General features: G+C 60.9%; 22 protein-coding genes. All 22 read right to left on the reverse strand.

Annotated elements, in window-relative coordinates:
• On the reverse strand, positions 1-981 hold the full coding sequence (locus AMA01_RS04915; RefSeq protein ID WP_067848403.1) for a type II secretion system F family protein: 981 nt from the start codon (positions 979-981) through the stop codon (positions 1-3).
• 49 nt (positions 982-1,030) lie between these two features.
• Positions 1,031-1,987: a GspE/PulE family protein gene (locus AMA01_RS04920; protein ID WP_067848227.1), complete on the reverse strand. Its 957-nt coding sequence runs from the start codon at positions 1,985-1,987 to the stop codon at positions 1,031-1,033.
• 116 nt (positions 1,988-2,103) lie between these two features.
• Entirely contained in the window at positions 2,104-2,592 is a 489-nt protein-coding gene (locus AMA01_RS04925) for a Mov34/MPN/PAD-1 family protein (RefSeq protein ID WP_307188450.1), read from the reverse strand.
• Between the two features lie 44 nt (positions 2,593-2,636).
• Entirely contained in the window at positions 2,637-3,917 is a 1,281-nt protein-coding gene (gene obgE, locus AMA01_RS04930) for a GTPase ObgE (RefSeq protein ID WP_067848229.1), read from the reverse strand.
• Between the two features lie 4 nt (positions 3,918-3,921).
• The gene (locus AMA01_RS04935) at positions 3,922-4,380 is read right to left on the reverse strand and encodes a Spo0B domain-containing protein (RefSeq protein ID WP_067848232.1); all 459 of its coding nucleotides are present in this window, start codon (positions 4,378-4,380) and stop codon (positions 3,922-3,924) included.
• Positions 4,381-4,473: 93 nt separating this feature from the next.
• Positions 4,474-4,779, reverse strand: coding sequence for a 50S ribosomal protein L27 (gene rpmA / locus AMA01_RS04940; RefSeq protein ID WP_067848409.1), 306 nt, complete (start codon positions 4,777-4,779; stop codon positions 4,474-4,476).
• A gap of 58 nt (positions 4,780-4,837) precedes the next feature.
• Positions 4,838-5,158, reverse strand: coding sequence for a ribosomal-processing cysteine protease Prp (locus AMA01_RS04945; RefSeq protein WP_067848235.1), 321 nt, complete (start codon positions 5,156-5,158; stop codon positions 4,838-4,840).
• On the reverse strand, positions 5,155-5,469 hold the full coding sequence (rplU, locus tag AMA01_RS04950; protein WP_067848239.1) for a 50S ribosomal protein L21: 315 nt from the start codon (positions 5,467-5,469) through the stop codon (positions 5,155-5,157). The genes AMA01_RS04945 and rplU overlap by 4 nt, the downstream gene beginning before the upstream one ends.
• Before the next feature lie 105 nt (positions 5,470-5,574).
• A complete protein-coding gene (locus AMA01_RS04955; RefSeq protein WP_231862825.1) occupies positions 5,575-6,447 on the reverse strand; it encodes a site-2 protease family protein in 873 nt (290 codons plus the stop codon).
• Between the two features lie 29 nt (positions 6,448-6,476).
• Positions 6,477-7,340, reverse strand: coding sequence for a peptidoglycan DD-metalloendopeptidase family protein (locus AMA01_RS04960; protein WP_067848243.1), 864 nt, complete (start codon positions 7,338-7,340; stop codon positions 6,477-6,479).
• Between the two features lie 60 nt (positions 7,341-7,400).
• A complete protein-coding gene (gene minD / locus AMA01_RS04965) occupies positions 7,401-8,195 on the reverse strand; it encodes a septum site-determining protein MinD (RefSeq protein ID WP_067848412.1) in 795 nt (264 codons plus the stop codon).
• Between the two features lie 5 nt (positions 8,196-8,200).
• On the reverse strand, positions 8,201-8,893 hold the full coding sequence (locus AMA01_RS04970; RefSeq protein ID WP_067848246.1) for a septum site-determining protein MinC: 693 nt from the start codon (positions 8,891-8,893) through the stop codon (positions 8,201-8,203).
• 91 nt (positions 8,894-8,984) lie between these two features.
• The gene (gene mreD / locus AMA01_RS04975) at positions 8,985-9,506 is read right to left on the reverse strand and encodes a rod shape-determining protein MreD (protein WP_067848248.1); all 522 of its coding nucleotides are present in this window, start codon (positions 9,504-9,506) and stop codon (positions 8,985-8,987) included.
• Positions 9,503-10,369: a rod shape-determining protein MreC gene (gene mreC, locus AMA01_RS04980; RefSeq protein ID WP_067848251.1), complete on the reverse strand. Its 867-nt coding sequence runs from the start codon at positions 10,367-10,369 to the stop codon at positions 9,503-9,505. Before mreC ends, mreD begins: the two co-directional genes overlap by 4 nt.
• Before the next feature lie 23 nt (positions 10,370-10,392).
• Positions 10,393-11,427, reverse strand: coding sequence for a rod shape-determining protein (locus AMA01_RS04985; protein ID WP_067848254.1), 1,035 nt, complete (start codon positions 11,425-11,427; stop codon positions 10,393-10,395).
• 16 nt (positions 11,428-11,443) lie between these two features.
• A complete protein-coding gene (gene radC / locus AMA01_RS04990) occupies positions 11,444-12,145 on the reverse strand; it encodes a RadC family protein (RefSeq protein ID WP_067848257.1) in 702 nt (233 codons plus the stop codon).
• 228 nt (positions 12,146-12,373) lie between these two features.
• Positions 12,374-13,342, reverse strand: a complete 969-nt coding sequence (locus tag AMA01_RS04995; protein ID WP_067848260.1) for a hypothetical protein — start codon at positions 13,340-13,342, stop codon at positions 12,374-12,376.
• A 147-nt stretch (positions 13,343-13,489) separates the two neighbouring features.
• The gene (locus tag AMA01_RS05000; RefSeq protein ID WP_067848262.1) at positions 13,490-15,316 is read right to left on the reverse strand and encodes a phospholipase C; all 1,827 of its coding nucleotides are present in this window, start codon (positions 15,314-15,316) and stop codon (positions 13,490-13,492) included.
• A gap of 188 nt (positions 15,317-15,504) precedes the next feature.
• Positions 15,505-16,494 (reverse strand): 3D domain-containing protein, encoded by a 990-nt coding sequence (locus AMA01_RS05005; protein WP_067848265.1) that lies wholly within the window; start codon positions 16,492-16,494, stop codon positions 15,505-15,507.
• 268 nt (positions 16,495-16,762) lie between these two features.
• Positions 16,763-18,154 (reverse strand): UDP-N-acetylmuramate--L-alanine ligase, encoded by a 1,392-nt coding sequence (gene murC / locus AMA01_RS05010; protein ID WP_067848268.1) that lies wholly within the window; start codon positions 18,152-18,154, stop codon positions 16,763-16,765.
• A 15-nt stretch (positions 18,155-18,169) separates the two neighbouring features.
• On the reverse strand, positions 18,170-19,468 hold the full coding sequence (locus AMA01_RS05015) for a bifunctional folylpolyglutamate synthase/dihydrofolate synthase (RefSeq protein WP_067848271.1): 1,299 nt from the start codon (positions 19,466-19,468) through the stop codon (positions 18,170-18,172).
• 14 nt (positions 19,469-19,482) lie between these two features.
• Complete coding sequence (locus AMA01_RS05020; RefSeq protein WP_067848274.1) at positions 19,483-22,128, reverse strand: valine--tRNA ligase; 2,646 nt, start codon at positions 22,126-22,128, stop codon at positions 19,483-19,485.
• Positions 22,129-22,133: the final 5 nt, after the last annotated feature.

The following is a 22,133-nucleotide window of genomic DNA, read 5'->3' on the forward strand; positions in this document are numbered from 1 at the left end:
TCATGAGATCCGAGCGATAGCTTGATACATCGGAACCATGATGCTATACACCAACACACCGACCACGATGCCCATCACGCCGACGGCGATGGGTTCGGCCAGTTGCGCCAAGGATTCCAATCGGTAAGCAATATCCAACTGCATGATGCGCTGCCCTTCTCGCAGACAGTCCGCGACTTCACCTGTGACTTCTCCGACCTCGACAAGCGTCAGAAAGAGGGGGTCGAGCACCTCGCCAACGGTACGGAATGCTTCAACGAGCGAAGTGCCCTGCCGCAGTCGATGGTTCACGTGGTCCATGTGGCGCTGTAAATCACCTTTTCGATCCGCCATCCAAGCCACGGCATCCCAGGCTCCAATGCCGGCCTCGAGTTGCGACGCGAGTTGATCCGCCAGTCGTTCTGTGCGAATGCGACGCGTCAATCGCTCAAACGGAGGGCGGATAGGAATGGATGGCCAACGACGCTTAACGAAGTGCGCGAGCGGGATCGTCACGAGCGCCGCCGTGACCACGAACAAACAGGTACCAGAAACGATTTCAGGATTGATGCCCTGGTGCACGCCGGCCGCCGAAACCACTGACGTAAGTCTGCGCAGCGTGGGAAGAACCGCGAGCATCATAAAGACAAAGAGCCCATAGGTTCCGCACAAGAGGATGGTCGGGTAAGCCAATTGCTTCAAAAGGGCTTGACGCCAACGCACCCGCTCCATCATCCGACTCGCGATGCGCTCCATCCCCTCCCCGAACACCCCCGCGCGCTCTGCGGCGGCCAGGCTTATCCAATCCACCTCTCGAATCCATTCGGAAAACGCGTCGACCAAAGGCTGCCCCCGCTCCACTTGCTCTTGGACGGCTTGCGACAAAAGCGCACCCATGCGAGCGCCGTTCGAACGAAGTGCGGCAGCGGCAAGGCGGACGTCCACGCCCGAGCGCAGCATCCGCGCAAACTCCGTTATCCAAAGTGCGATCTCGCGCTCCATATGCGGCAAGCGGGCCAATCTTGCCATCAGGGCGCGACGCAGTCGAATTCTAGCGCGCCGACGCAAACCCGTTCCCCGTCCCTGATCTCCTCATCACGCGCCCCGACACGACCTGTGGCCCTCTGTTACGGCGAGACAAACGGTCCATGCCCAGGGCGCGATACGTCCGAGCTCCACTCTCTTCCATCTCCACAAACACCACGCCGGTCAACACTTCCTCCAGAATCGAGACGGGAACGCCCAAATCGAGGAAACGTGCGATCACGCTCATCGGCCTGCGAGCATGCACCGTCGCTAGGACCAGCCTCCCAGCCATCGCAGCTCGGCAAGCGGCTGAGGCGGACACTTCATCGCGGACCTCTCCGATGAAGATGACATCGGGATCTTGGCGGACCATGGCTCGAAGCGCCGCACCGAAGGTCAACCCGTGTTTGTCCTGAATCTCAACCTGCCGACACCCAGGGACCCGCACCTCGACGGGATCTTCAATAGTAAAGACGGTCCTGCCCTGCCGAAGCAAGTGTTCCAGCATCGCGTAAGCGGTCGTCGATTTCCCCGCCCCAGTGCGGCCTGCGAGCGCAATGAGTCCGCCGTCTTGTTGAAGCCAACCACGAATGCGAGACAGGGATTCACCAGACAGGCCCAGACCGTCCAGCAGATGCGATGCGAATCCCGGATGAAAGAGGCGCAGAACGAGAGATTCACCGCCAAAAATGGGAACAGACGATGCTCGAATATGAGCCATCCTGCCGTCCGCCATCCACTGAAAGCTCCCCTCCTGCGGCAGATGCTTCACCGTCACGTCCATCCTGCCGAGTGCCTTGAGGCGACGAACGGTCTCCTCTGCAAACGCGAGTCCACTCATGAACGGCACCATCCTGCCATTGATGCGGAAGGATACCTCCAATCGTCCATTCACCAACTGGAGGTGAATGTCACTTGCACACATGCGAATGGCAGCGCTCAGTACAGCATCCACAACCTGAACTGCGGCGAAACGGTCCATCATCTCACGCTCCTTTGCCCGAAGAATTCGGGAAGCAAGCGCGATATCCTTTTTTCTGGAATTTAAGGAACTGATGATTTTGTAAAAGAGGAGGGTCATGAGGGATATTTTTCACGCTAGGGGCGCCATTCGTATTGAGCTATGGCAATTCGCTCTCCTTCGGGGGCGAGGAGCAGAAGTCGTTCGGAAGTCCACCAAAGGACGTGATCGCGGCCGCTCGGCTGCAAGCGCCCGCTGGGATGACTGTGATAAGTGGCCCAGATTTCAACATGATGTCGTTCTAAGTTCTCGAGCGTCCTCGCCCACACACTTGGCTCGATCGCGAATCCCTTGGTGCTCACCTTAGCAGGCAGCGCCATGGCCCACCACCTGTTGCCGGAGATTACAATTAAGCCAGCACATTCGTGCGGCAGGCATTGAATCGCATGGGCGCGCAGCGCGGCTCTTAATTGCCCAGGCAGGGAGGACGAAACCTTTACCCACAAGGTGACCCCTCGTCTCGTTGTGATTCTCGCCAAACGATCGTCCAAGCCGTCCGTTTTCGAGTCCCGCACGCCAAGCGGGCCGGGATAGGAGAATGGGTCCATGGCGATCCCAGGCCCCATCTCCGTCTCCCAGGTGGCGTGTGGATGATGCAGGGCGATGAACTTCAATCCACAAAATCGAACACCACGTCGCCAATCCGGATGACATCGCCGTCCTTTGCACCGTGAGCCCGGAGCGCGTCGTCCACGCCTCGCAACTTCATGATACGCTGAAATCGTTTCACAGCGTCGTACTGATCGAAGTTGGTCATCTGCACAATCTTTTCGATCTCCGGATGCTCAACCACGAAAACACCGTCTTCCTTCCGGATTTTTACGGGTTCCTCATCCGAGAGGCGATACACCTTGCGCGCAGTTGGATCCGCGAGTTCGACATCTGCCGATACGGGGTCCGGCGCCGCCTGGATAAGGTCGTACAGCCGCTCGGCAAAGGGGCGAAGTCCTTGATGCGTCGCGCCGGAAATCGGGAACACCTCAAGATCCGGATATGTAGCCCGAAACCGCTCCAGGTTCTCGATGGCATTCGGCAAGTCCATCTTATTGGCGGCCACCACTCGGGGCCTGTCCGCAAGATCTGCGCGGTATTTTTCGAGTTCGTCTTCGATGACGCGGTAGTCTTCAACGGGATCGCGCCCGTCTACCGCAGCCATGTCAATCACGTGAACCAACACTCGGGTTCGCTCCACGTGACGCAGAAACTGATGGCCAAGCCCGCGGCCGGCATGAGCACCCTCAATGAGGCCAGGCAGATCGGCCATGACGAACGAGCGTCCGTCTGACAGTTCCACCACGCCGAGCTCAGGATGGAGCGTGGTGAACGGATACGCACCGACTTTGGGCTCGGCGCGCGTCACCGCGCGGAGCAGCGTGGATTTCCCCACAGACGGATACCCAACGAGTCCGACATCGGCCAGAACGCGGAGTTCCAATTCGATGACGCGCTCTTCTCCCGGCTCGCCCTTTTCGGCAAGCTCGGGGGCCTTGCGAACGGAGTTGGCAAAATGAGCGTTGCCCCTTCCCCCTCGGCCGCCTCTTGCCACCACCAGCCGGTCTCCAGGGTGAACGAGATCGCCGAGAAACTCACCCGTGTCCCGGTCCCGCACCGTGGTCCCCGGAGGCACTTTGACCACCAGATCTTCGCCGTTCGCCCCGTGACGATTCGCGCTGCCTCCTGGTTCACCGGCTTTCGCCTTGAAGTGACGCTGATACCGAAAGTCGACGAGCGTGCGCAGTCCCTCTTCCACCACGAGAACCACATTGCCGCCGTGGCCTCCGTCCCCCCCGGCCGGCCCCCCTCGCGGGACATATTTTTCGCGGCGCCAAGCCACAATCCCGTTGCCGCCATTGCCGCCCTTTACATAAATCACAGCGTGATCGACAAACACATCGTCACCTCCTTGAGAAGCGAATTCGTGGATAACGGACTTGCAACTCTTCGACCTGTGTCAAGTCAGCGTCGCAATGTACCCACATCTGCTCCGCGTCGACGGTGAGCTTCATCCTCGGAGAATCTCCATTTACGGCAAGCCTCGCCTCAAGCTCGGTCATACACGAGATCCACTCTGCGAGTGCATCGCCATGCGGCGCGCCTTGCACGTCGATCTCGTCGACGACGATATGTGGGCACACGGCCAGCGCCCACACGATAGCTTCCGCGCCGGCGGGCACCGCTTGTTGCACGCGCCCAAGCGACTGCAGCCACGCCGCGATGCGGTCGATGGCAGCGATGGCGCGATCAGCCCGATTCATCTGAATGAGTGCCCGGACAATCTGCAACTGATTCAAGACGTCGTGCCGATGCCGGCGAAACGCCTCGAGACCCGCACCGCGCTCCAGGCCGTCCGCCACGAACCTTCCTCCTTCAACAGAAAAGAGGCCTTCAACAGAAAAGAGGCAATCTGCCACGCTGTTGCGCACAGACTGCCTCGCCGCAGACCTTTCTCACTTACCGACGACTTCCGCCTCGCTCGCGACGGGATAGACGCTCACGCGCTTCTTATCCTTGCCGAACCGCTCGAAGCGAACTTGCCCGGTGACTTTCGCAAACAGCGTGTCGTCCTTGCCGATCCCGACGTTGCGGCCCGGATGAATTTTCGTGCCGCGCTGCCGGACAAGGATGCTGCCAGCGTGCACGACTTTCCCGTCTGGCTCCTTGACGCCCAGCCGCTTGGAGATGCTGTCGCGCCCATTTCGCGTAGAGGAGGCGCCTTTCTTATGCGCAAAACGTTGCAAATCAAGTCGCAACACCATGGATCATCCTTTCCCTCGTCCTTCTAACCCATGCGGACCTTCATTCGCACTGCAATCAGCGCGCTGAGCCATGAAGAATGCGCACATGCTCAGGATATTGCTCCGCGACCTGCTCGATCCCAAATAACATGCTGTCGAACAACAGTTTTGCTCGCGAATTCAAGAGCCCCGGAAAGCGGCAGGCCAACTCATCGCCGCCGTCTCGCACCGTGAGCTGCGTATCCGCGAACCGCTCCGCCGAATTAATAAAATTGTACACCAGCACGCTGACCGCGGCACAGACGATGTCTCGCCCTGCTTCCGCGTAACCCGCGTGACCGCGAACGCGAAAGCCCTCCAGTTCATTCCCGCTGAGGAGGACTTCGAACTCAATCATGCCAGTTGAATCGACTCCACCGTCAGCTTGGTATACGGCTGACGATGACCTTGCTTTTTGTGATAGTTCTTCTTTGGCTTGTACTTGAATACGACAATCTTTTTCCCACGGCCGTGCTCCACGACCTTCGCGACGACCTTCGCGCCTTGAAGATACGGAGAGCCCACTTGGACCTGGCCTTCGCCCTGAACCAGAAGCACCTTGTCCAACACAATCTCCGATCCGATTTCACCGTCGAGCTTCTCGACGACGATGGTGTCGCCCTGGCTGACCTTATACTGCTTCCCACCGGTCTCCACAATCGCGTACATCCGACAACGCTCCTTCACTCAGACTCGCTGTTCCGGCAGGCTGCGACACGCGCGCCTTTGTAAGCCGGCCACATGCGGTTACAGTGATACACTCGCGATATTATATCACAACGTCGGGGCATCTACAACGGCCGGGTTCGACAGTTCACGCACAGGCGTATCCCATGCCCCAGAGAATACAGCCTCGATAATCTCCCGTTCTTCCACGATGTCCACCACGCGCCCCGCGTCATCCAGCACGTATACCAGGTGGACGCGATCGGGGGCAAATTGCCGCACGACCTCGCGAATTGGGGCGTCCATCCGTGCCGCGAGCGCACGAACACGAGTGGTGGATCCCGAGCGCCCTCGCTTTCCGTCCAAGAAACGAATGATGTCAATCCGCACGTCTCTCAGTCCTTGCCACGCTGTGATGGCGAGAAACAGGCCGAGAACGAGGGCGCCGATGTGCGGACGGCCAGCGAAAAAGGCGATGACGCCGAGCGCCATGAAAAGGGCTGAAACCACAAAGGCCATCCGGTATGCTCCTTCCGTTGCGCGCGCGTAGCCGATCGTGCGGCTCCGGTTCGCCCGCCACAGACGACCTCCATCCAAGGGAAGGCAGGGCAGCAGGTTGAACACGCCGATCCACAAGTTCAGCGTCACCCAAGTCTGATACGCCTCGGACGACGATAGCCCGCTTGCGGCGAACGCGAGGGCCACCCAACCAAGCCCTAGGTTGACCATGGGCCCGGCGATCGCGACCACCGCTTCGTGCCGTGGCTGACAGCCGAGATCGCCATTCAAAAGTCTCACCGCTCCACCGAATGGCAACAGTTCAATCTGATCCACCTTGTAGCCGAGCGAGCGCGCCACCGCGGCGTGACCCAATTCATGCAGGAGGACGCAGACAAACAGGATGGCGACTTGAAGGAACATATGCGCGAGACATGCGGCCAAGGCCGTCACGAGAAGGAGCGGGTGAATCTTCACCCGCACCCTTACAGCCCTCATCAACGGACCCGACGTCATGCGCTGCCTCCGGAAAACGACACCCATCGCTCGGGATTCTCGAATTTCCCGCTTTTCTCAATGGAAAATCGAAACACGGGATGGGCGGGACGTTTGGGCAGCGTGCCGATTTCTTGGCCGGCGAGAACCACATCATCCGGATGGACGGCGACGGAACCCAAGCCTCCGTAAAGCGCGATGCCGTCAGCACCGTGATCGATCTTGACCAAATACGTGTTCCCCGTCTGATACACGCCCAACACGGTGCCCGGCGCCGCCGCCTGGACGGGATCGCCCGCATCTCCTTGTACCCAGACTTCAGGATGGTCGGGGCCGAAGCTTTGAATCACGCGGCCGAACACGGGCGCACGCAAAGTGGTAGCCTGGGTCACGCCAAGGGAGAGGGGATGCAGGTGGAGAGAGGCCGACAGGCGATCCAGCTCAGGCTGCACGCGAGACGAAAAGTCCGCGTCGAACGCGTTCACAGCCTGTGCGGTGATCGCCGAAGGAATGCGCGGATCGTGTTGCAAGGTGTAGCCGGCTGCCACGAGCACGAACGCCCCAAACAGTTGCCACGTGAGACGGGACGTTCTGCGCACAGCCGCCGAGTCGCCCGATGTGTGAGGCTGAAATCCCCGGCTCTGCCGCGCAGAGCGCGACGTGAGCGGGCGGCGCCACGCCGCGCTCTCGACCTGACGAATCCCGCCATCGTCGTCCGCGTAGCCGTAGGGCGACAGCGGGGACTCTGGCCAGTCTCCGCCCTCCGGCTCGCTTGTCCACCGGCTCGGCGCTTCGCGTGCATCGGTGTTTATCCCTGTGGAATCGCCTGCCCGAGGGGGCTCCTCTCGCCTCCGCGACCAGACTCGCAAATTTCGTGGCATACCCGTCCTCCTCTCATCACATCTGTACGCCTCGAGGAGGACAGGTATGCCCATGGCTTATCAACGGCCGCCAACCCATTTGCGGAATCGTCCCCAGAGCCCCGACTTGTCCTCGAGATGCATGAGGGGAACGGATTCGCCGAGGATCCGCCTGGCGATGTTGCGATACGCTGTCGACGCAGGGACCGACGTGTCCAGCACGACCGGCTCCCCGCGGTTGCTGTTTCGTATCACTCGTTCGTCATCCGGAATCACACCGAGCAAATCACAACCCAGCACCTGAACAATCTCGTCAATATCCAACATGTCCCCGCGCTTCACCATGTCCGGTCGGATACGATTGACGATGAGCCTCGGCTCCCCGACCTTGTCCCGCTCCAACAAGCCGAGCACGCGATCCGCGTCTCGAACCGCGGTGTGCTCGGGCGTCGTCACGACAATCGCCATCTCGGCGGGCGCAACAGCCACCCGAAACCCTTCTTCGATCCCAGCAGGACAATCGATAATCACGAAGTCGAACGACTGCTTGAGCTCGCTCACCAATTCGACCATCTTTTCAACGGAAAGCGCCCGCTTGTCCTTCGTCTGGGCGGCAGGCAGCAAGACGAGGTGTTCGAAGCGCTTGTCGCGAATGAGCGCCTGTTCAAGCCGACAATCACCGTTGGCCACATCGACGATGTCGTAAATGATCCGATTTTCCAACCCCATCACGACGTCAAGGTTACGGAGTCCAATGTCGGCGTCCACCATGCACACCTTTTTCCCAAGAAGGGCGAGCGCCGTCGACACATTGGCCGTGGTCGTGGTCTTGCCCACGCCGCCTTTTCCAGATGTCATCACAATTGCGGTGCCCACTCGCATCACCTTCGCTCTTCACGCCCGGAACGTTTTCGCAGTTTATGCCACGGAAGAAAGTACTTCATCTCCGCCACGCGCATCTCACGCCCCTCTAGATACGCGTATTCCATCGTCGCCCGCATTTGCGGAGCACGACTGACCACATCCGCGATGCGGATCTGCATGGGTGCGAACTCCGCGGCCGCGACAATCGCCGATTCATCGCCCCCCGCGCCCGCGTGCGCGATGCCCAACAGGCGACCGAACACGTAAATGTCCCCTGTCGCTTCCACGACGGCGCTCGGGTTCACGTCGCCGATAATCACGACATCTCCGTCAAAGGAAACAGGCTGTCCTGACCGCACCAAGCCGTGATAGATATGTTGTGCACGCACTCCCTGTTGACGACGCGAAATCTCTCGCGCTTCTGGGGCGCTGCCCCAGGCCTTTAACAGAAAGTTGTCTCGCTTGCGGAACACATCGAGGATGCGCCACGTCTCCTGGGGGGTCAACAATCGCTTGCCGTAATCGACGTATACATCCACAGTCGGTCCTTCGAACAGTTTGCCGGTTTCGCCCGTGATGAGGGTCTCCAAGTACGCGCACATGCGCTCCACGTCCGCTCGCTCGTCCAACAGAAATGTCAATCCCTCGCGCGTCCCCTTCACGGTCACCGGCGGCCTATGATCCATCAGCGGCTCACTCTCTAAAATCAACGGCTGCTCCCTCCAGGATGGCGCGATCGCCCAACAGGCAATATTCGCCCTGAATTCGCCGATTTCCTTCCCGTCGGTGAAATCAGCGAGTTCAGGGCGAATCCGCAGAGTGCAACGAATCGTATCGACGCCTGCGAGGGCGGTTGAACCAAGATCGGTACAGCGGATAGAGGGCGAGTGCCAACACGCCGTTTACGATCATCCCCTGTAGCGAGGCAGATAGGGCAAACTGAATGGAGTCGCTGGTCAGCTCGAACAAGCGCATGAAACCGTACGTCAACCACGAATGCACAAAACTGAGAGCCATCGTGGTCAAAAAGGCGATGGCGAGATTTTTCTGCATGAACTGGCTGAAGACCGCCGCAGCGATATACGCCGCCAGGCCATACGCGAACGCGTTGAGCCCGATGAACGGCCCATAGCACACGTCCTGGATAAGCCCAATCGCGATCCCGAAAATCATCGCCAGATTCGGACCCCGAAACAGCGCGAGCAGGACCAGTATCACCAGCACGAAATCCGGGTGAATCGCGTTCATCGGCGGAATCTCGAACAGTGTGGCCTGGAGGATCAATCCGACCCAAAGAGACGCGAACGCGATGGCGGCCTTCACGGCGAACTCCCCTGTTCACGCACGACAAACACGTCCTGCAAGAAATCCATTTGAGCCGACGGTTGCACAATGGCGGATTTGGCCGTGTTATGCGCTCCGTAGACGACCTTTGTAATGGTGCCAATCACGAGACCACGAGGAAACACGTCACCAAGCCCGGACGTCACGACTTCGTCTCCCACCAGCTGGGAAGAGGGAAGCTGAATGATCTGCCCGAGAAAGTCCAGATCCAGCTCGCCCGGATTGGTGGTCGAGCCAGTGACGACACCAAACGGCTGCATGTGGCTCGCTTCCACAAGCGCGGACACGCCATCGCCCAGTTCCGTGTCGGTGATGAGCACCACCCTGGCGCTGTGCGAGCTCACCGTGTCCACGCGCCCGACGAGGCTCCCGTCAGGCGCCACCACAGCCATGTTCGGCTGAACGCCGTTGGCTGTGCCCACATCAATGGTGAGCGAGGAGTTCCACTGTGAGGGCTCGCGGCCCACCACCACGGCAGGAATCTCGTGCAACTGATTGACCGTCTTCCGATAGAAATGAAGCATGGTCTGCAGGCGCTGGTTCTCCGCTTGAGCGTCCGCCAGTTCGGCGCGCAGAGCTTGGTAATTCTCCATTTCTTGCTTGAGCGCCGCGTTCTCCTCGTACATCTGACGAAGGTCGGTGAGACCCGCGAAAAACCCGGTCAGTTTGCTCACGGGCCGATATACCACGCCAGATACGGCGCTCTGGATGTCCATCAACACGCGCTCTGGAAACGTCGCGCGGCGTCCCGTCTGCGACAGCGTCAGTCCCGCGATAATCATGAGGACAATGAGACTCCCGAGGATCAGGAACAACCGGCGACTTGTCAAGTATCGGGACACGAATATCCCTCTTCCCTGTCACCTTACGCTCGCCCTTGGGCGCGCCGCATGACGGCCGAGCGTTTGCGATACACGTCGTAATTGTCCAGCGCCTTCCCCGTGCCGACGGCCACACAATCGAGCGGATTCTCCGCGACGAGCACGGGCATCCCCGTCTCACGAGCCAGTCGCTTGTCGAGATTGCGCAACAGCGCTCCCCCGCCTGTGAGCACGATGCCGCGATCCATGATGTCGGCGGCGAGTTCCGGTGGCGACTTCTCCAGCGTGACCTTCACTGCGTCCACAATCGCCAGGACGGTGTCGGACAGCGCTTCGCTGATCTCCTTAGATGTGATGGTCACATTGCGCGGCAAACCGGTCAAAAGGTCCCGTCCGCGGATCTCCATCGAGCGTTCTTCGTCGAGATCGTCGGCCGCGCCAATCTGAATCTTGAGGTCCTCTGCCGTTCGCTCGCCGATCATCAGATTGTACGTCTTCTTCACGTATTGGATGATGGCCTCGTCCATCTCGTCCCCAGCCACGCGGATGGACTTCGACGTCACAATGCCGCCGAGCGAGATGATGGCCACCTCCGTGGTGCCGCCCCCGATATCGACCACCATCGATCCCGTCGGTTCGCCGACGGGCAGTCCGGCGCCGATAGCGGCGGCCATCGGCTCCTCAATGACCTGCGCGTCCTTGGCGCCAGCCTCGAGCGCCGCATCTTCGACCGCGCGCCTCTCCACGGCGGTGATGCCGGAAGGAACGCTGATCATCACCCGGGGCTTCCCGGACCAAGACGATTTTGTCTTCATCGCCTGGCGGATGAAGTGGCGAAGCATGGCAGATGTGGTCTGAAAATCGGCGATCACGCCGTCCTTCATCGGCCGCACCGCGACAATGTTGCCTGGTGTCCGCCCGATCATCTGCTTGGCCTCCGCGCCTACGGCCTCAATGCTGCCAGTATCGGTGCGAATCGCGACGACCGAAGGCTCGCGCACCACGATTCCCTTGCCCTTCACGTACACCAGCGTGTTTGCCGTACCCAAATCGACACCCATATCCCTTACGGAAAACATTCAACGGTGGCTCCTCTCATGAAGTGGAATCCATATACCCTTCCGCGCGCAAACTCACAAATCGCCCATCGCCTATCACGATGTGGTCCAGCACCTCGATGCCGAGCACCCGCCCCGCCTCGACGAGACGCCTTGTGACCGCAATATCTTCAGGGCTAGGAGATGGGTCGCCACTGGGGTGATTATGTATGCACAAGATGCTCGAAGCGCTGATGCGGATCGCACGGCGAAAGATCTCGCGCGGATGTACAATGGAAGCATCCAGGCTGCCCACAGACGACATATCCTCAGCCAGGACTCGGTGTTTCGTGTCCAGAAGAAGCGTTACAAAATGTTCCTTTTTAAGATACCTCAGTCGATCCATCACATACTTTGCGGCGTCCTCCGCAGTGCGAATCTGCCGTTTGTCACTGGGCGGCTTTCGCACCACACGTCTGCCCAACTCGACCGCCGCCGCGATTTGCACGGCCTTGGCAGGCCCGATTCCGGGAACGCTGAGCAGTTCCGCCACCTCGAGATCCGCCAACCGGTCCAGATCGCCCAAATGGCGACAAAGCGACTGGGCAATTTCGTACACGTTCTGCTTTCCGTTGCCCGACTGCATGATGCAGGCCAGCAGCTCGTCCACGCGCAACGCGCCCGGCCCAAGACGCATCAGGCGCTCGCGCGGCCCATCCTCCAACTCCGACGCAACACAGACATCCCAATCCATGCCCATCTCACCTCGTCTGCATTGATGGCATGAGCATACGGAAACGAGCAGGATGGGACAAACGGCTTCGGTAAAAAGGGTGGTACGGAAGTTGAAGACCCAAAAAAAGGGTCCGGCGGTCCGGACGGATCGAAACAGCTACGAAACCTCGCAACAGAGCCGCAATGCGCTCCACGTGTTTGCGACATGACCACACTGCGACGGTACTATTGTGAACATGTTCGACAGCATTCGTCAATGGCTCATTTTCGACAACTCGATTACACCGGGCCATCCACACAATCGGAGCCAGTCGTTCAACGCCTGCACCGCCAAGGCTTCCGAATCGCGCGCATTGCCAACGCGAACGTCCGCAAGAAGCCCCTGAAGCTTCTGATGCAAGTCAGCCCCCACGCCGCCTTCGCCGCCCGGCCAGGCGCGCCACACGCTCGCCGGGATGGCCAGTGCGTTCTGGAGAGCTCGCTCCGCATCGACCTGCCTCCCCCCGTCAGCCGCCCAGGAGATGGCCGCCAACAGCCCGCTCTCCGCCAACCCGAGAGCGTCCTCGTCTTGGCGGATCAGCCTTTGAGGGAAGACACCCGGAACCATCGAATCACCGGCGCGCACCTCGACTGCCTGCAGCTGGTAGTCACTCGGGCGCAGATGCTCCGCTTGCAACCAGTGCTGAATGCCGACCAGCGTGAGCGCCAGCCACGGGGAAGCCTTCGATGATCCTCGCGGCACCGCGACCTCAACGGACAAGCCCGGATACGCGATGGGCGTGGCTGATCGCGCCTCAACAAAGGCGGATGTCCCGCGCATCTCGGTTTGAACAGTCGGCACATGATCCGGAGGCGCAGCAAACTGATGAAATCCCGCGAGCGCCACGGTTCCGAGCATCATCCCGCTCGCGAGACCGGTCTTCAGTCCCGCTCGAAAACGAGCTTCCCCTTGCGGAAGAATCCAGTCGCGGACGGCGCGCTTGACGCGGTCCCAGCCCGCAGCGGGCATCCCCGTCGATCGCGTCTCCTCAATGCGCGCGCGCATCGCGGTGAGCGTGATAGGTGCGCGCCGGCGCTCGATGCGCAGCACCGGTTCTTCGGCCTGTGGGGCCGCGGCGCCCTCGCCTGAGAGGGTCCAGCTCTGCGTCCCCATCCGGACGCGGACTGTGTGTAATGGCGGCTTGCGACTTTCGGGACCATGAATGGGGTTCGATGCGTTCAACGCCTCCGCCTCCCGCCGCTTCACGTCATCATCACGGCTAGTCTATGTGCCGGCGGTCGGAGGTATGCGAGTTTTACGAGATTCAATAGGGGCATGCCCCTCGGCGCGAACCCTGTGTCTTAGGGACGCCTCCGAGGGGCGAGAGGTTCAATCGGCTTGCTGCGGGGAAAAGAGGTAGAACGTGAGATTGCCATACGTGTACGTGTGCATCTCAGCTCCGATGAGCGGATCGATCTCGTCCACTGGCACCAACCACACACCGTTTGAGCGCATCAGCGGCGCCTTCAAGTGAACCGGTTCACCATCGACGGAGACCTTGCCGGATCGCTCGTCAATCGCGACATCGTGTCCCTGGTACGTGAAGCGAGCCACGCGGTTTGCCTCGCGCAGGACGACGTCCAGATTCTGCGCGTAGTGATTGAGACTGAGATAGGTCACACCGCGGACGACCTGCGGCTGCGCGTCCGGCGTCACGGGCTCACCCGTCGTGGGATCCAGAAACACTGGCGGATTGTTCAGGTGCCAGTCGAACATGTTCATGAGCGATCCCGCCAGCGTGTCATACGACGCAGGTCCGAGCGAACCGAGGCCCCAGTTTTGTTCAATGAACTTCAATACGGAGGTCTGGTCGATCAATGTGTTGTCGACGAAGTTGTGCTTGGCGTACGGCGAAATGACCAGGAAGGGCACGCGAGGGCCATAGCCGGCACGGTCCGTGCCGTTCTGCAGCACCGGCTTCCCTCCAAGCACGTCGACAGCCGGATCGTTCGAACCGTTGACCAGCGGCGGCATGACGTGATCGTACCAACCATCGGAATCGTCGTACGTGATGACGATGGCGGTCGAGGACCAGTCCGGCGACGCCTCAATCTGGTTGATGGTCTGGACCAACCAGCGCTGCTCGTCCAGCGGATCCGAATAACCCGCGTGGCCGTCCTCGTATTCGGGCGCCTTGAGGAAGCTCACCGCTGGCATGTTTCCGTTCTGAAGCGCCATGAAGAAGTCCGTGATGTCATACTGATGGTTCGCCTGATCTGTGTGGCCGATCATCGACACGCTGGATGGCGGCAGATGATTGGGATTGGCAGTGGATGCGTAATACTGGAACGGCTCGTGGTGCGCGCTGTAGTCGGTTGTCTCGTCTGTGCCGGCGATGTTGTTGTCCTTCGCATTGGGATTGGCGAAACCGCCCTGGAACCAGCCCCACGTGATACCCTTTGCGTTCAGAAGGTCCCCAATGTTTTTGCCGGACATGGCCATGGTCATACCCTTGGAGGCGCTGTCGTAATAGGGATCAATGTCACCGATATCCACGCCATTCTGGGTGACCGCATTGGTCGGGAAATTTTTGCTGCCCGGCTGTAACACTTGCGCCGTACCCGTCGTCTGATTGGACGAATACACCGTCGCCCCCGCGGTATCGCCCGAGATGAGATTGATGGCGCCAGGCGTGGACGGCCCGTACTGCGTGCAGTACGCGTTGTCGTTCAGCGCAAAGTGTTGTGCATAGTACCACAGCGCCGTGACCGTGTTTCCGTCGTAGTAGTCGAGATCGATGGGATTCCCCCGGCCCACGGTGTTGATGAAATTGTCCATGCGGCCGCCGTCGACCGATTGTTGCTCCGGCGTGTAGTTGTGATTCATGTCCTGGGTCACGGCCTGAGAACGGTCCAGGCGCTGCGGGTTCGTGCCATTCGGATTGTTGGTGAGCAGGCTGCCCGAAAGGCCATTGACACTCGGCGTGTCAGGGGCGGCGTAGAAGGGCGGCTCGCCTGCGGGATTGGCGGCATTCGGATATGTGCCAAAGTAGTGGTCGAAGGATACGTTTTCGTCGAAAATGACCACGAGGTGCTGAATCGGCGTCGCAGTCGTGGCGGTCGGCGAGACCGTGTCGCTGGCGAGCGCTTGCGGTGCCATGGCCGTCAGCATGGCCACAGACGCCGCCAAAACAGGAGACCATCGTCTGGCTTTCACAGTGGGTGAACCCCCTCCCCTATTGGTCACACGAGCCGAATGTAACCGGGAATTGTTGAAAGAATATGAATCTCACGTGAAGAGGGAGAAAAGATTTGGTGTTCAGCAGCCATGATTGCTCCAATGACACAAAAAAGAAGGGGGCACTCAGCCCCCCGCATCACCCTTACCCCTATGCCGATTGCTTTTTACCCCAGAACGTACACCGTGATGGTGCGTGCCCCCCAAGCGTCCGCTTGTGAGAGCGAGGCCATACAAATGTCGATCCGGTCGCCGACGATGGCCGATCCCGTGTCGGCGGCAATGCAGACGCCAATCCCCGGAATGTACACCCGTGAACCCAATGGAATCACGCGAGGGTCCACCGCGATGACGCCAGGCTCGGCTGGCACCCCGGTTGCCGTGGTCCCACCCGCCACGTACGCGGTGGCCATCACCGTGATGGCTTCGCGGATGAGCCCGGGGTTGGGGTTGGCCGACCTCGTGGCCAGCGTCGCCTGCACGGGCCTTGGTTCGGCCGTCCCGACCTCTACGACCGCATCGACAGGTTCCCGCACGATCCTTTTGACCACCCGTGTGGCAATGCACTTGCCATCCCGATAGACGCGCGTCGTCTGAACTTGCAGCAACCCTTTCACACCGTGCGTCACGTACTGGACATGTCCTTGCACAAGCTCGCTCGTGGTGCGACGTATGGTCTGAAACGGTATATCCTGCGTCTCGGTGGTGGTCTCGGTCACGTACCGGTGAATCTCGATGGTCTCGCCTTGCCGAATGGCGTCCGTCGCCTTGACGTTCATCCGATCCTTCGGCGTAAGTTCGATGTGCTGGCCCTGCAAGAACTCTGCCACGGTCTTGGCGAATGTGAAGACCGTCTCCGTCTTCCCCTCGACGTCCAAAGTCACTTCTTTGGGACTTTCGATGGTCACCATCTCGCCATTGACGACTGAGCTATCGAGTGCCGGGCTGACGCGGTCCCTTTTGCCGATGTGGACTCCGTGCTGCTCCAGGAATTCTTCCAAGGTTCCGGTCGAAAACCCACGCAACACCTTGCGCTGCCCATTGTCTGACACCGTGATGGTTTTGTAGGTGCTCGCAACGACCGTGCCCGCACCTCCGAAGCCGACGGCTGCCGCCGTCACGGCCGCCACCACGGCTTTCGACTTTGGTAGACGCACTCCCTCACCTCTTTCCGTTTTTTTCTTACGGATAGGGGATTGGGCTGCGGACAGTATAACGAGATTGCGGCGGGATTGCAAACCACGTTCTGTAAGCGCATTCGCCGCCGCTTTCTCAGCAGCCTGAAGCTTGACTCTAGTCTATAGAAAAGGCTATGGCGGATGGACAGGAAACATGTCGACGAGGGCACAGAGATTTTCGTGCAAAATCGACAAGGGCGGCGCAGCCGGCTTCGCCGACCCCGCCGCCCCGTCGCCCGCGCATGCCTCAGACGAGCGCCTGTTTTTCCGGAACCTGCAGAAGGTCCGCCAAACCCTTCGCGACCTTCCAGACGTCGCCCGCGCCCATGGTCAGGACCAAGTCGCCCGGGCGCACGTGCTGCGCCAGATACTCAATCACGTCGTCGTGCGTGGGGATGTAGCGCGTGTTGGCATTGCTCATGCAAGCGATCTCGCTCGCGAGCCTCGCCGCGGACACGCCTTCGATCTTGCGTTCGCCGGCTGGCGAGTAGATGTCACAGAGAATGACCTCGTCCGCCTCTCCGAACGCCTTCGCGAATTCCTCGAACAAGAAGAACGTGCGCGTGTACCGCTGCGGCTGAAACACCGCAACAATCCGCCTGCCCGTAGATTTCGCAGCGGCGATGGTGGCGCGGATCTCCGTCGGATGATGCGCATAGTCGTCGACAATCAGAACGCCGCCCAGGTCTGCCACCACTTGAAAGCGCCTCTTCGCGCCGTGGAAGCGCGACAGCGCAACCGCGACAACCTCGAACGATAGCCCGACCTCCATACAGACGGCGATGGCGGCAAGCGCATTTGCGACATTGTGTCTGCCCGGAAGGGCCAATTGGAGCGTTCCGACACATTCCCCGTTCACCAACACGTCGGACCGTGAGGCGCGATCGCTCAGTTCCACATTCCGCGCGGTGATGTCGGCGTCCTCCGCAAATCCGTAGGTCACGACTCGGCACCGGGCCGCGGAGCGCAGTTCGCGGAGTTTCGCGTCGTCCGAGGACATGACCAGCAGGCCCTCCGGCGGGATTTGGCGGATGAACGTCTCGTACGCTCGCACGAGGTTTTCAAACTTGCCGTCGTAATGCTCCAGATGATCCGCCTCCACATTCGTCACGACCGCGATGGCCGGACGATAATGGAGAAACGATCCATCGGATTCATCCGCTTCCGCCACGACAAACGGCCCCTTGCCCGCTTTCGCATTGTCCCCGAGATCCGACACCACACCGCCGACGACAAACGTCGGGTCCAGGCCACACTGTTCCATCGCGAAGGAAATCATGGAGGTCGTGGTCGTCTTGCCGTGCGCGCCGGTGACGGCGATGCCGACGCGATCGTCCATCAAGCGGGCCAGCATTTCACTCCGGTGAATGACCGGGATGTTTTGCGACCGCGCAGCCTCGAGTTCCACGTTGTCCTGTTTGACCGCTGTGCTGTGCACGACGATGTCCGCGCCCTCCACGTGCTCCGGACGATGCCCGTAATACACCATGGCTCCGCGCGAGGCGAGCTTCTCCGTCAGCTCGTGACGAGACACATCCGACCCTGAAACCCGATATCCCAGATCCAACATCACTCTCGCGATGGCGCTCATGCCGTAGCCGCCAATCCCGACGAAGTGCACATGTTCCGAACCGCGCACGCGCCTCACCGTCCTTTACTGCCATTCCTCTGCTCCAAGTGCAATGATAGTGTTCCGCGCCAACTCCGTCATATACAAATTTCCCCAGATGACGATTGGTCCCTTGCCCTTCATCGCCTCTTCAATCGCGCCATCGATCGAGGGCATGACGCGAATCGTAAGATCAGGCCGAATCTCCTGTGCCACGGCGGCCAACGCCCCTGGGTCCGCGCCCCGCGGATGTGGCGAGCGCATGACGAGCGCCTCGCTCGCCAACGGCAGCATGTGCGCTAACATGCCGCGGACGTCCTTGTCGGCGAACGCCGCGAACATCATGCGCCACCCGCTGTCTCCCGTCTCACTCCCCAGGCGATGCAACGCGCGGGCGAGCGTACGAGCACCCTCTTCGTTGTGCGCGCCGTCGATCACGACAAGGCGGCCGGCCAACCGGAACACCTCGCACCGAAGCGGCCACCGCACGCTTCCAAGCGAATGGATTGCCCGCTCCCAATCGTCGCTCGCGAGCTGGCCTTCCCCGACTTCCAGCATCGCAAGACTCACCGCGGCGTTCTGCGCCTGATGCTCACCGACGAGGCCGAGGCGAACGCTGGGCGCATCCCGGTGCAACCCGCGATAGGCGCCTTCCAGTTGAAACCCCGCCTTCACCGCGGTGAACTGCACGTCTCGCCCGACGCTCACGAGCCGCGAACCCAGCCGTGCCGCCGTGCGCTCTATGACACGGTACGCGGCATCCGCACACGCGGTGACTACAGGCACGCCTGGCTTTACAATCCCCGCCTTTTCGCGCGCGATATCGACAAGCGTCGGGCCGAGGATGTCGACGTGATCGTAGGACACGTTGGTGATGCCTGTGACATGTGGCCACACAACGTTCGTGGCGTCCAAACGACCGCCGAGCCCCGTCTCCCAGACCACGCGCTCGACGTCCGCAGACCGAAACGCGAGCAGCGCGACCGCGGTCAGCACCTCAAACTCCGTCGGCGGATCGGAGGCGTCCGCGGCGCGCCGCACGGCGTCCACGTGCTCCGCGAACTCCTCCTCCGAAATGGGCTTGCCATCGATAGCGACCCGCCCGTTGAAGCCGCCCAATCCCGGCGAGGTGTACAGACCGGTTCGCCGCCCGAGCGCCGTGAGCATGGCCGCAAGCATGGCGCAGACGGAGCCTTTGCCATTCGTGCCGGCGACGTGATAGAAACACAAACCGTCTTCGGGTTGATTCAGTTTCGACAAAATCCGACGCATCCGATCAAGGCCAGGCTTCATGCCGAACCGCCGGAGCGCGCCGATGTAGCGAACGGCCTCCGCGTAGTTCATGTGCGTTCCGCCCTTTAACCCTCAAGCGACGCCATGCGTTCCTCGACCGTCAACAACTTTGCCCGGTAATCTGCGAGCTTCTCCCGCTCCTGGGCGACGACCTCCTGCGGCGCGCGTTGCACGAAGTTCTCATTCGCGAGCTTTTTCTCCAAGCGTTCGACCTCGCCCTTGAGGCGACCCGCTTCCTTCTTCAACCGCTCAAGCTCCGCGTCCATATCGATGAGACCTGCGAGCGGGATGTAGATCTTCGCCCCGGTGACCACCTGGACCGCGGCCTGCTTGGGCGCGTCGATCCCGGCCCCCACTTCCACGCGCTCCGCGTTGCAGAAGCGGGAAATCATCTCCGTGACCTGGTCCACCACGCCCCGAACGCGTTCCGAATCGCACGCAATGACGATGGGGACCGAGGTCTTCGGCGGAATCTGAAGCTCCGAGCGCACGTTTCGCACCGCGCGAATGACGTCCATCGCCACGCGCATCTGCTCCACGGCTGCCTGGTCCTGCGGCAGATCCGCCGCCTCTGGCCACGCGGCGTCGATCAACCTACCTGTAGTGTTCGGCAGCGCCTGCCAGATCTCCTCCGTGATGAACGGGATGTACGGGTGAAGAAGCATCAACACGCGCGACAGGACGGTGATCAGAACCGATTGGGTCTGTCGCTTCTTGTCCGCGCTATCGCCGTACAAATTGATTTTCGCGAATTCGATGTACCAGTCGCAGAACTCGTCCCACGTGAACTCGTAAACCGCGCGCGCCGCTTCGCCCACGTCGTAGGCCTCAAGCGCCGAAGTCACCCGGCGGATTGTGTCGGCCAGGCGGTGCAGGATGAAGCGATCGGCGAGATCGAGCGACTGGGCGTCGAGCGGCAACGGGGAGAAGCCGTCTTCGAGATTCATCAGCACGAATCGCGCGGCGTTCCACAGCTTGTTCAGGAAGTTCCGGGCGCCCTCGACCTTCTCCCACGAAAAGCGAAGATCGTTGCCGAGGACGGTGTTGGACGCCAACATGAAGCGGAGCGCGTCCGCGCCGTACTTGTCGATCACGTCCATCGGATCGATGCCATTGCCCTTCGACTTCGACATCTTCTGGCCCTTCGCGTCCCGCAGCAGGCCGTGCAAAAGCACCGTTTGAAACGGCATCTGGCCCGTGAAGTGCACGCCCATGAAGGCCATGCGCGCCACCCAGAAGAACAGGATGTCATAGCCTGTGACGAGCAGGCTCGTCGGGTAGAAGCGCGCCAGATCGGGCGTATGCTCGGGCCATCCCATGGTCGAAAACGGCCAGAGCGCAGAGGAGAACCAGGTGTCAAGCACGTCCTCGTCCTGCGACACGTCCGCCGATCCGCAGTGGAGGCAATGGTCGAGATCGTCTCTGGACACGGACACCTGCCCGCACGACGCGCAGTACCAAGCCGGGATTCGGTGGCCCCACCACAGCTGGCGGGAGATGCACCAGTCGCGCACGTTCGTGAGCCATTGTTCGAACACCTTCATGAATCGGTCCGGCAGGAACCGGAGCTCTCCTCGGCGCGCGCGCTCGAAGGCGTCTCGCGCGAGCGGCTCCATGCGGACGAACCACTGCTCCGACAGATAAGGCTCGACGACTGTGCCGCAGCGCTCGCAGTGACCCACGGCGTGATCGAGCGGTTCGTCCTGGACGAGGTAGCCCTCTTCGCGCAGAGCCTCGACCACCCGTTCGCGAGCCTCTTCGCGCGAGAGACCTGCGAATCGACCGGCGAGATCGGTCAGGCGACCATCCTGATCCAGGCAGACGAGCGCCGGCAGCCCATGCCGCTCGCCGACCTCGAAATCGTTCGGGTCGTGCGCGGGCGTGATCTTGAGGCAACCGGTGCCGAAATCTCGCTCGACGTAGCTGTCCGCGATGACGGGAATGGACCGATTCGCCAGCGGAAGCCGAATGGTCTTGCCGACGAACGAAGCGTAGCGCTCGTCATCCGGATGCACGGCGACGGCCACGTCCGCAAACATGGTCTCAGGGCGAGTGGTGGCGATGACGAGATGGCCCGAGCCATCCTCGAGCGGATAACGGACGTGATACAGGACTCCTGGCTCCTCAATGTGCTCCACCTCGATGTCGGAGAGCGCGGTGCGACAGCGAGGGCACCAGTTGATGATGCGGTTGCCGCGATAGATGAGACCTTCCTCATACAACCGCACAAACACCTCGCGAACGGCGCGCGACAGCCCTGGATCCATCGTGAACCGCTCGCGTGACCAGTCGCACGAGGCGCCGAGCGACCGGATCTGGCTCGTGATGGTACCGCCGTACTGCTCCTTCCACGCCCAGACCCGCTCCACGAACGCCTCTCGCCCCAGATCGTAACGCGACTTCCCTTCTTGCTCGCGCAGCGCCTGCTCCACGCGCGCCTGGGTGGCGATCCCGGCGTGATCCGTGCCGGGCACCCAAAGGGTCTCGTAGCCCTGCATGCGGCGGAAACGCGTGGCGATGTCCTGGAGCGTCGTGTCGAGCGCATGGCCGAGATGGAGAACGCCTGTCACGTTCGGCGGAGGCATGACAATCGAAAAGGTCCCCCGGGTGCCTTGGCGAGGCGCGAAGTGGCCGCCGCGCTCCCACACTTCGTAAATACGCGATTCGACGGATTTGGGATCATACACCGTGGAGAGCGTTCGTTCGCTCATGTGAA

It is taken from the genome of Alicyclobacillus mali NBRC 102425, from assembly GCF_001570745.1.
Taxonomy (GTDB): Bacteria; Bacillota; Bacilli; order Alicyclobacillales; family Alicyclobacillaceae; genus Alicyclobacillus; species Alicyclobacillus mali.

Bases quoted from the DNA above. Each gene is read 5' to 3' on its own strand.
- AMA01_RS04915 (WP_067848403.1), bottom strand. From the start codon at position 981: ATGGAGCGCGAGATCGCACTTTGGATAACGGAGTTTGCGCGGATGCTG.
- AMA01_RS04920 (WP_067848227.1), bottom strand. From the start codon at position 1,987: ATGGACCGTTTCGCCGCAGTTCAGGTTGTGGATGCTGTACTGAGCGCT.
- AMA01_RS04925 (WP_307188450.1), bottom strand. From the start codon at position 2,592: ATGGGGCCTGGGATCGCCATGGACCCATTCTCCTATCCCGGCCCGCTT.
- AMA01_RS04945 (WP_067848235.1), bottom strand. From the start codon at position 5,158: ATGATTGAGTTCGAAGTCCTCCTCAGCGGGAATGAACTGGAGGGCTTT.
- rplU (WP_067848239.1), bottom strand. From the start codon at position 5,469: ATGTACGCGATTGTGGAGACCGGTGGGAAGCAGTATAAGGTCAGCCAG.
- AMA01_RS04960 (WP_067848243.1), bottom strand. From the start codon at position 7,340: ATGCCACGAAATTTGCGAGTCTGGTCGCGGAGGCGAGAGGAGCCCCCT.
- AMA01_RS04985 (WP_067848254.1), bottom strand. From the start codon at position 11,427: ATGTTTTCCGTAAGGGATATGGGTGTCGATTTGGGTACGGCAAACACG.
- radC (WP_067848257.1), bottom strand. From the start codon at position 12,145: ATGGGCATGGATTGGGATGTCTGTGTTGCGTCGGAGTTGGAGGATGGG.
- AMA01_RS05015 (WP_067848271.1), bottom strand. From the start codon at position 19,468: ATGAACTACGCGGAGGCCGTTCGCTACATCGGCGCGCTCCGGCGGTTC.
- AMA01_RS05020 (WP_067848274.1), bottom strand. From the start codon at position 22,128: ATGAGCGAACGAACGCTCTCCACGGTGTATGATCCCAAATCCGTCGAA.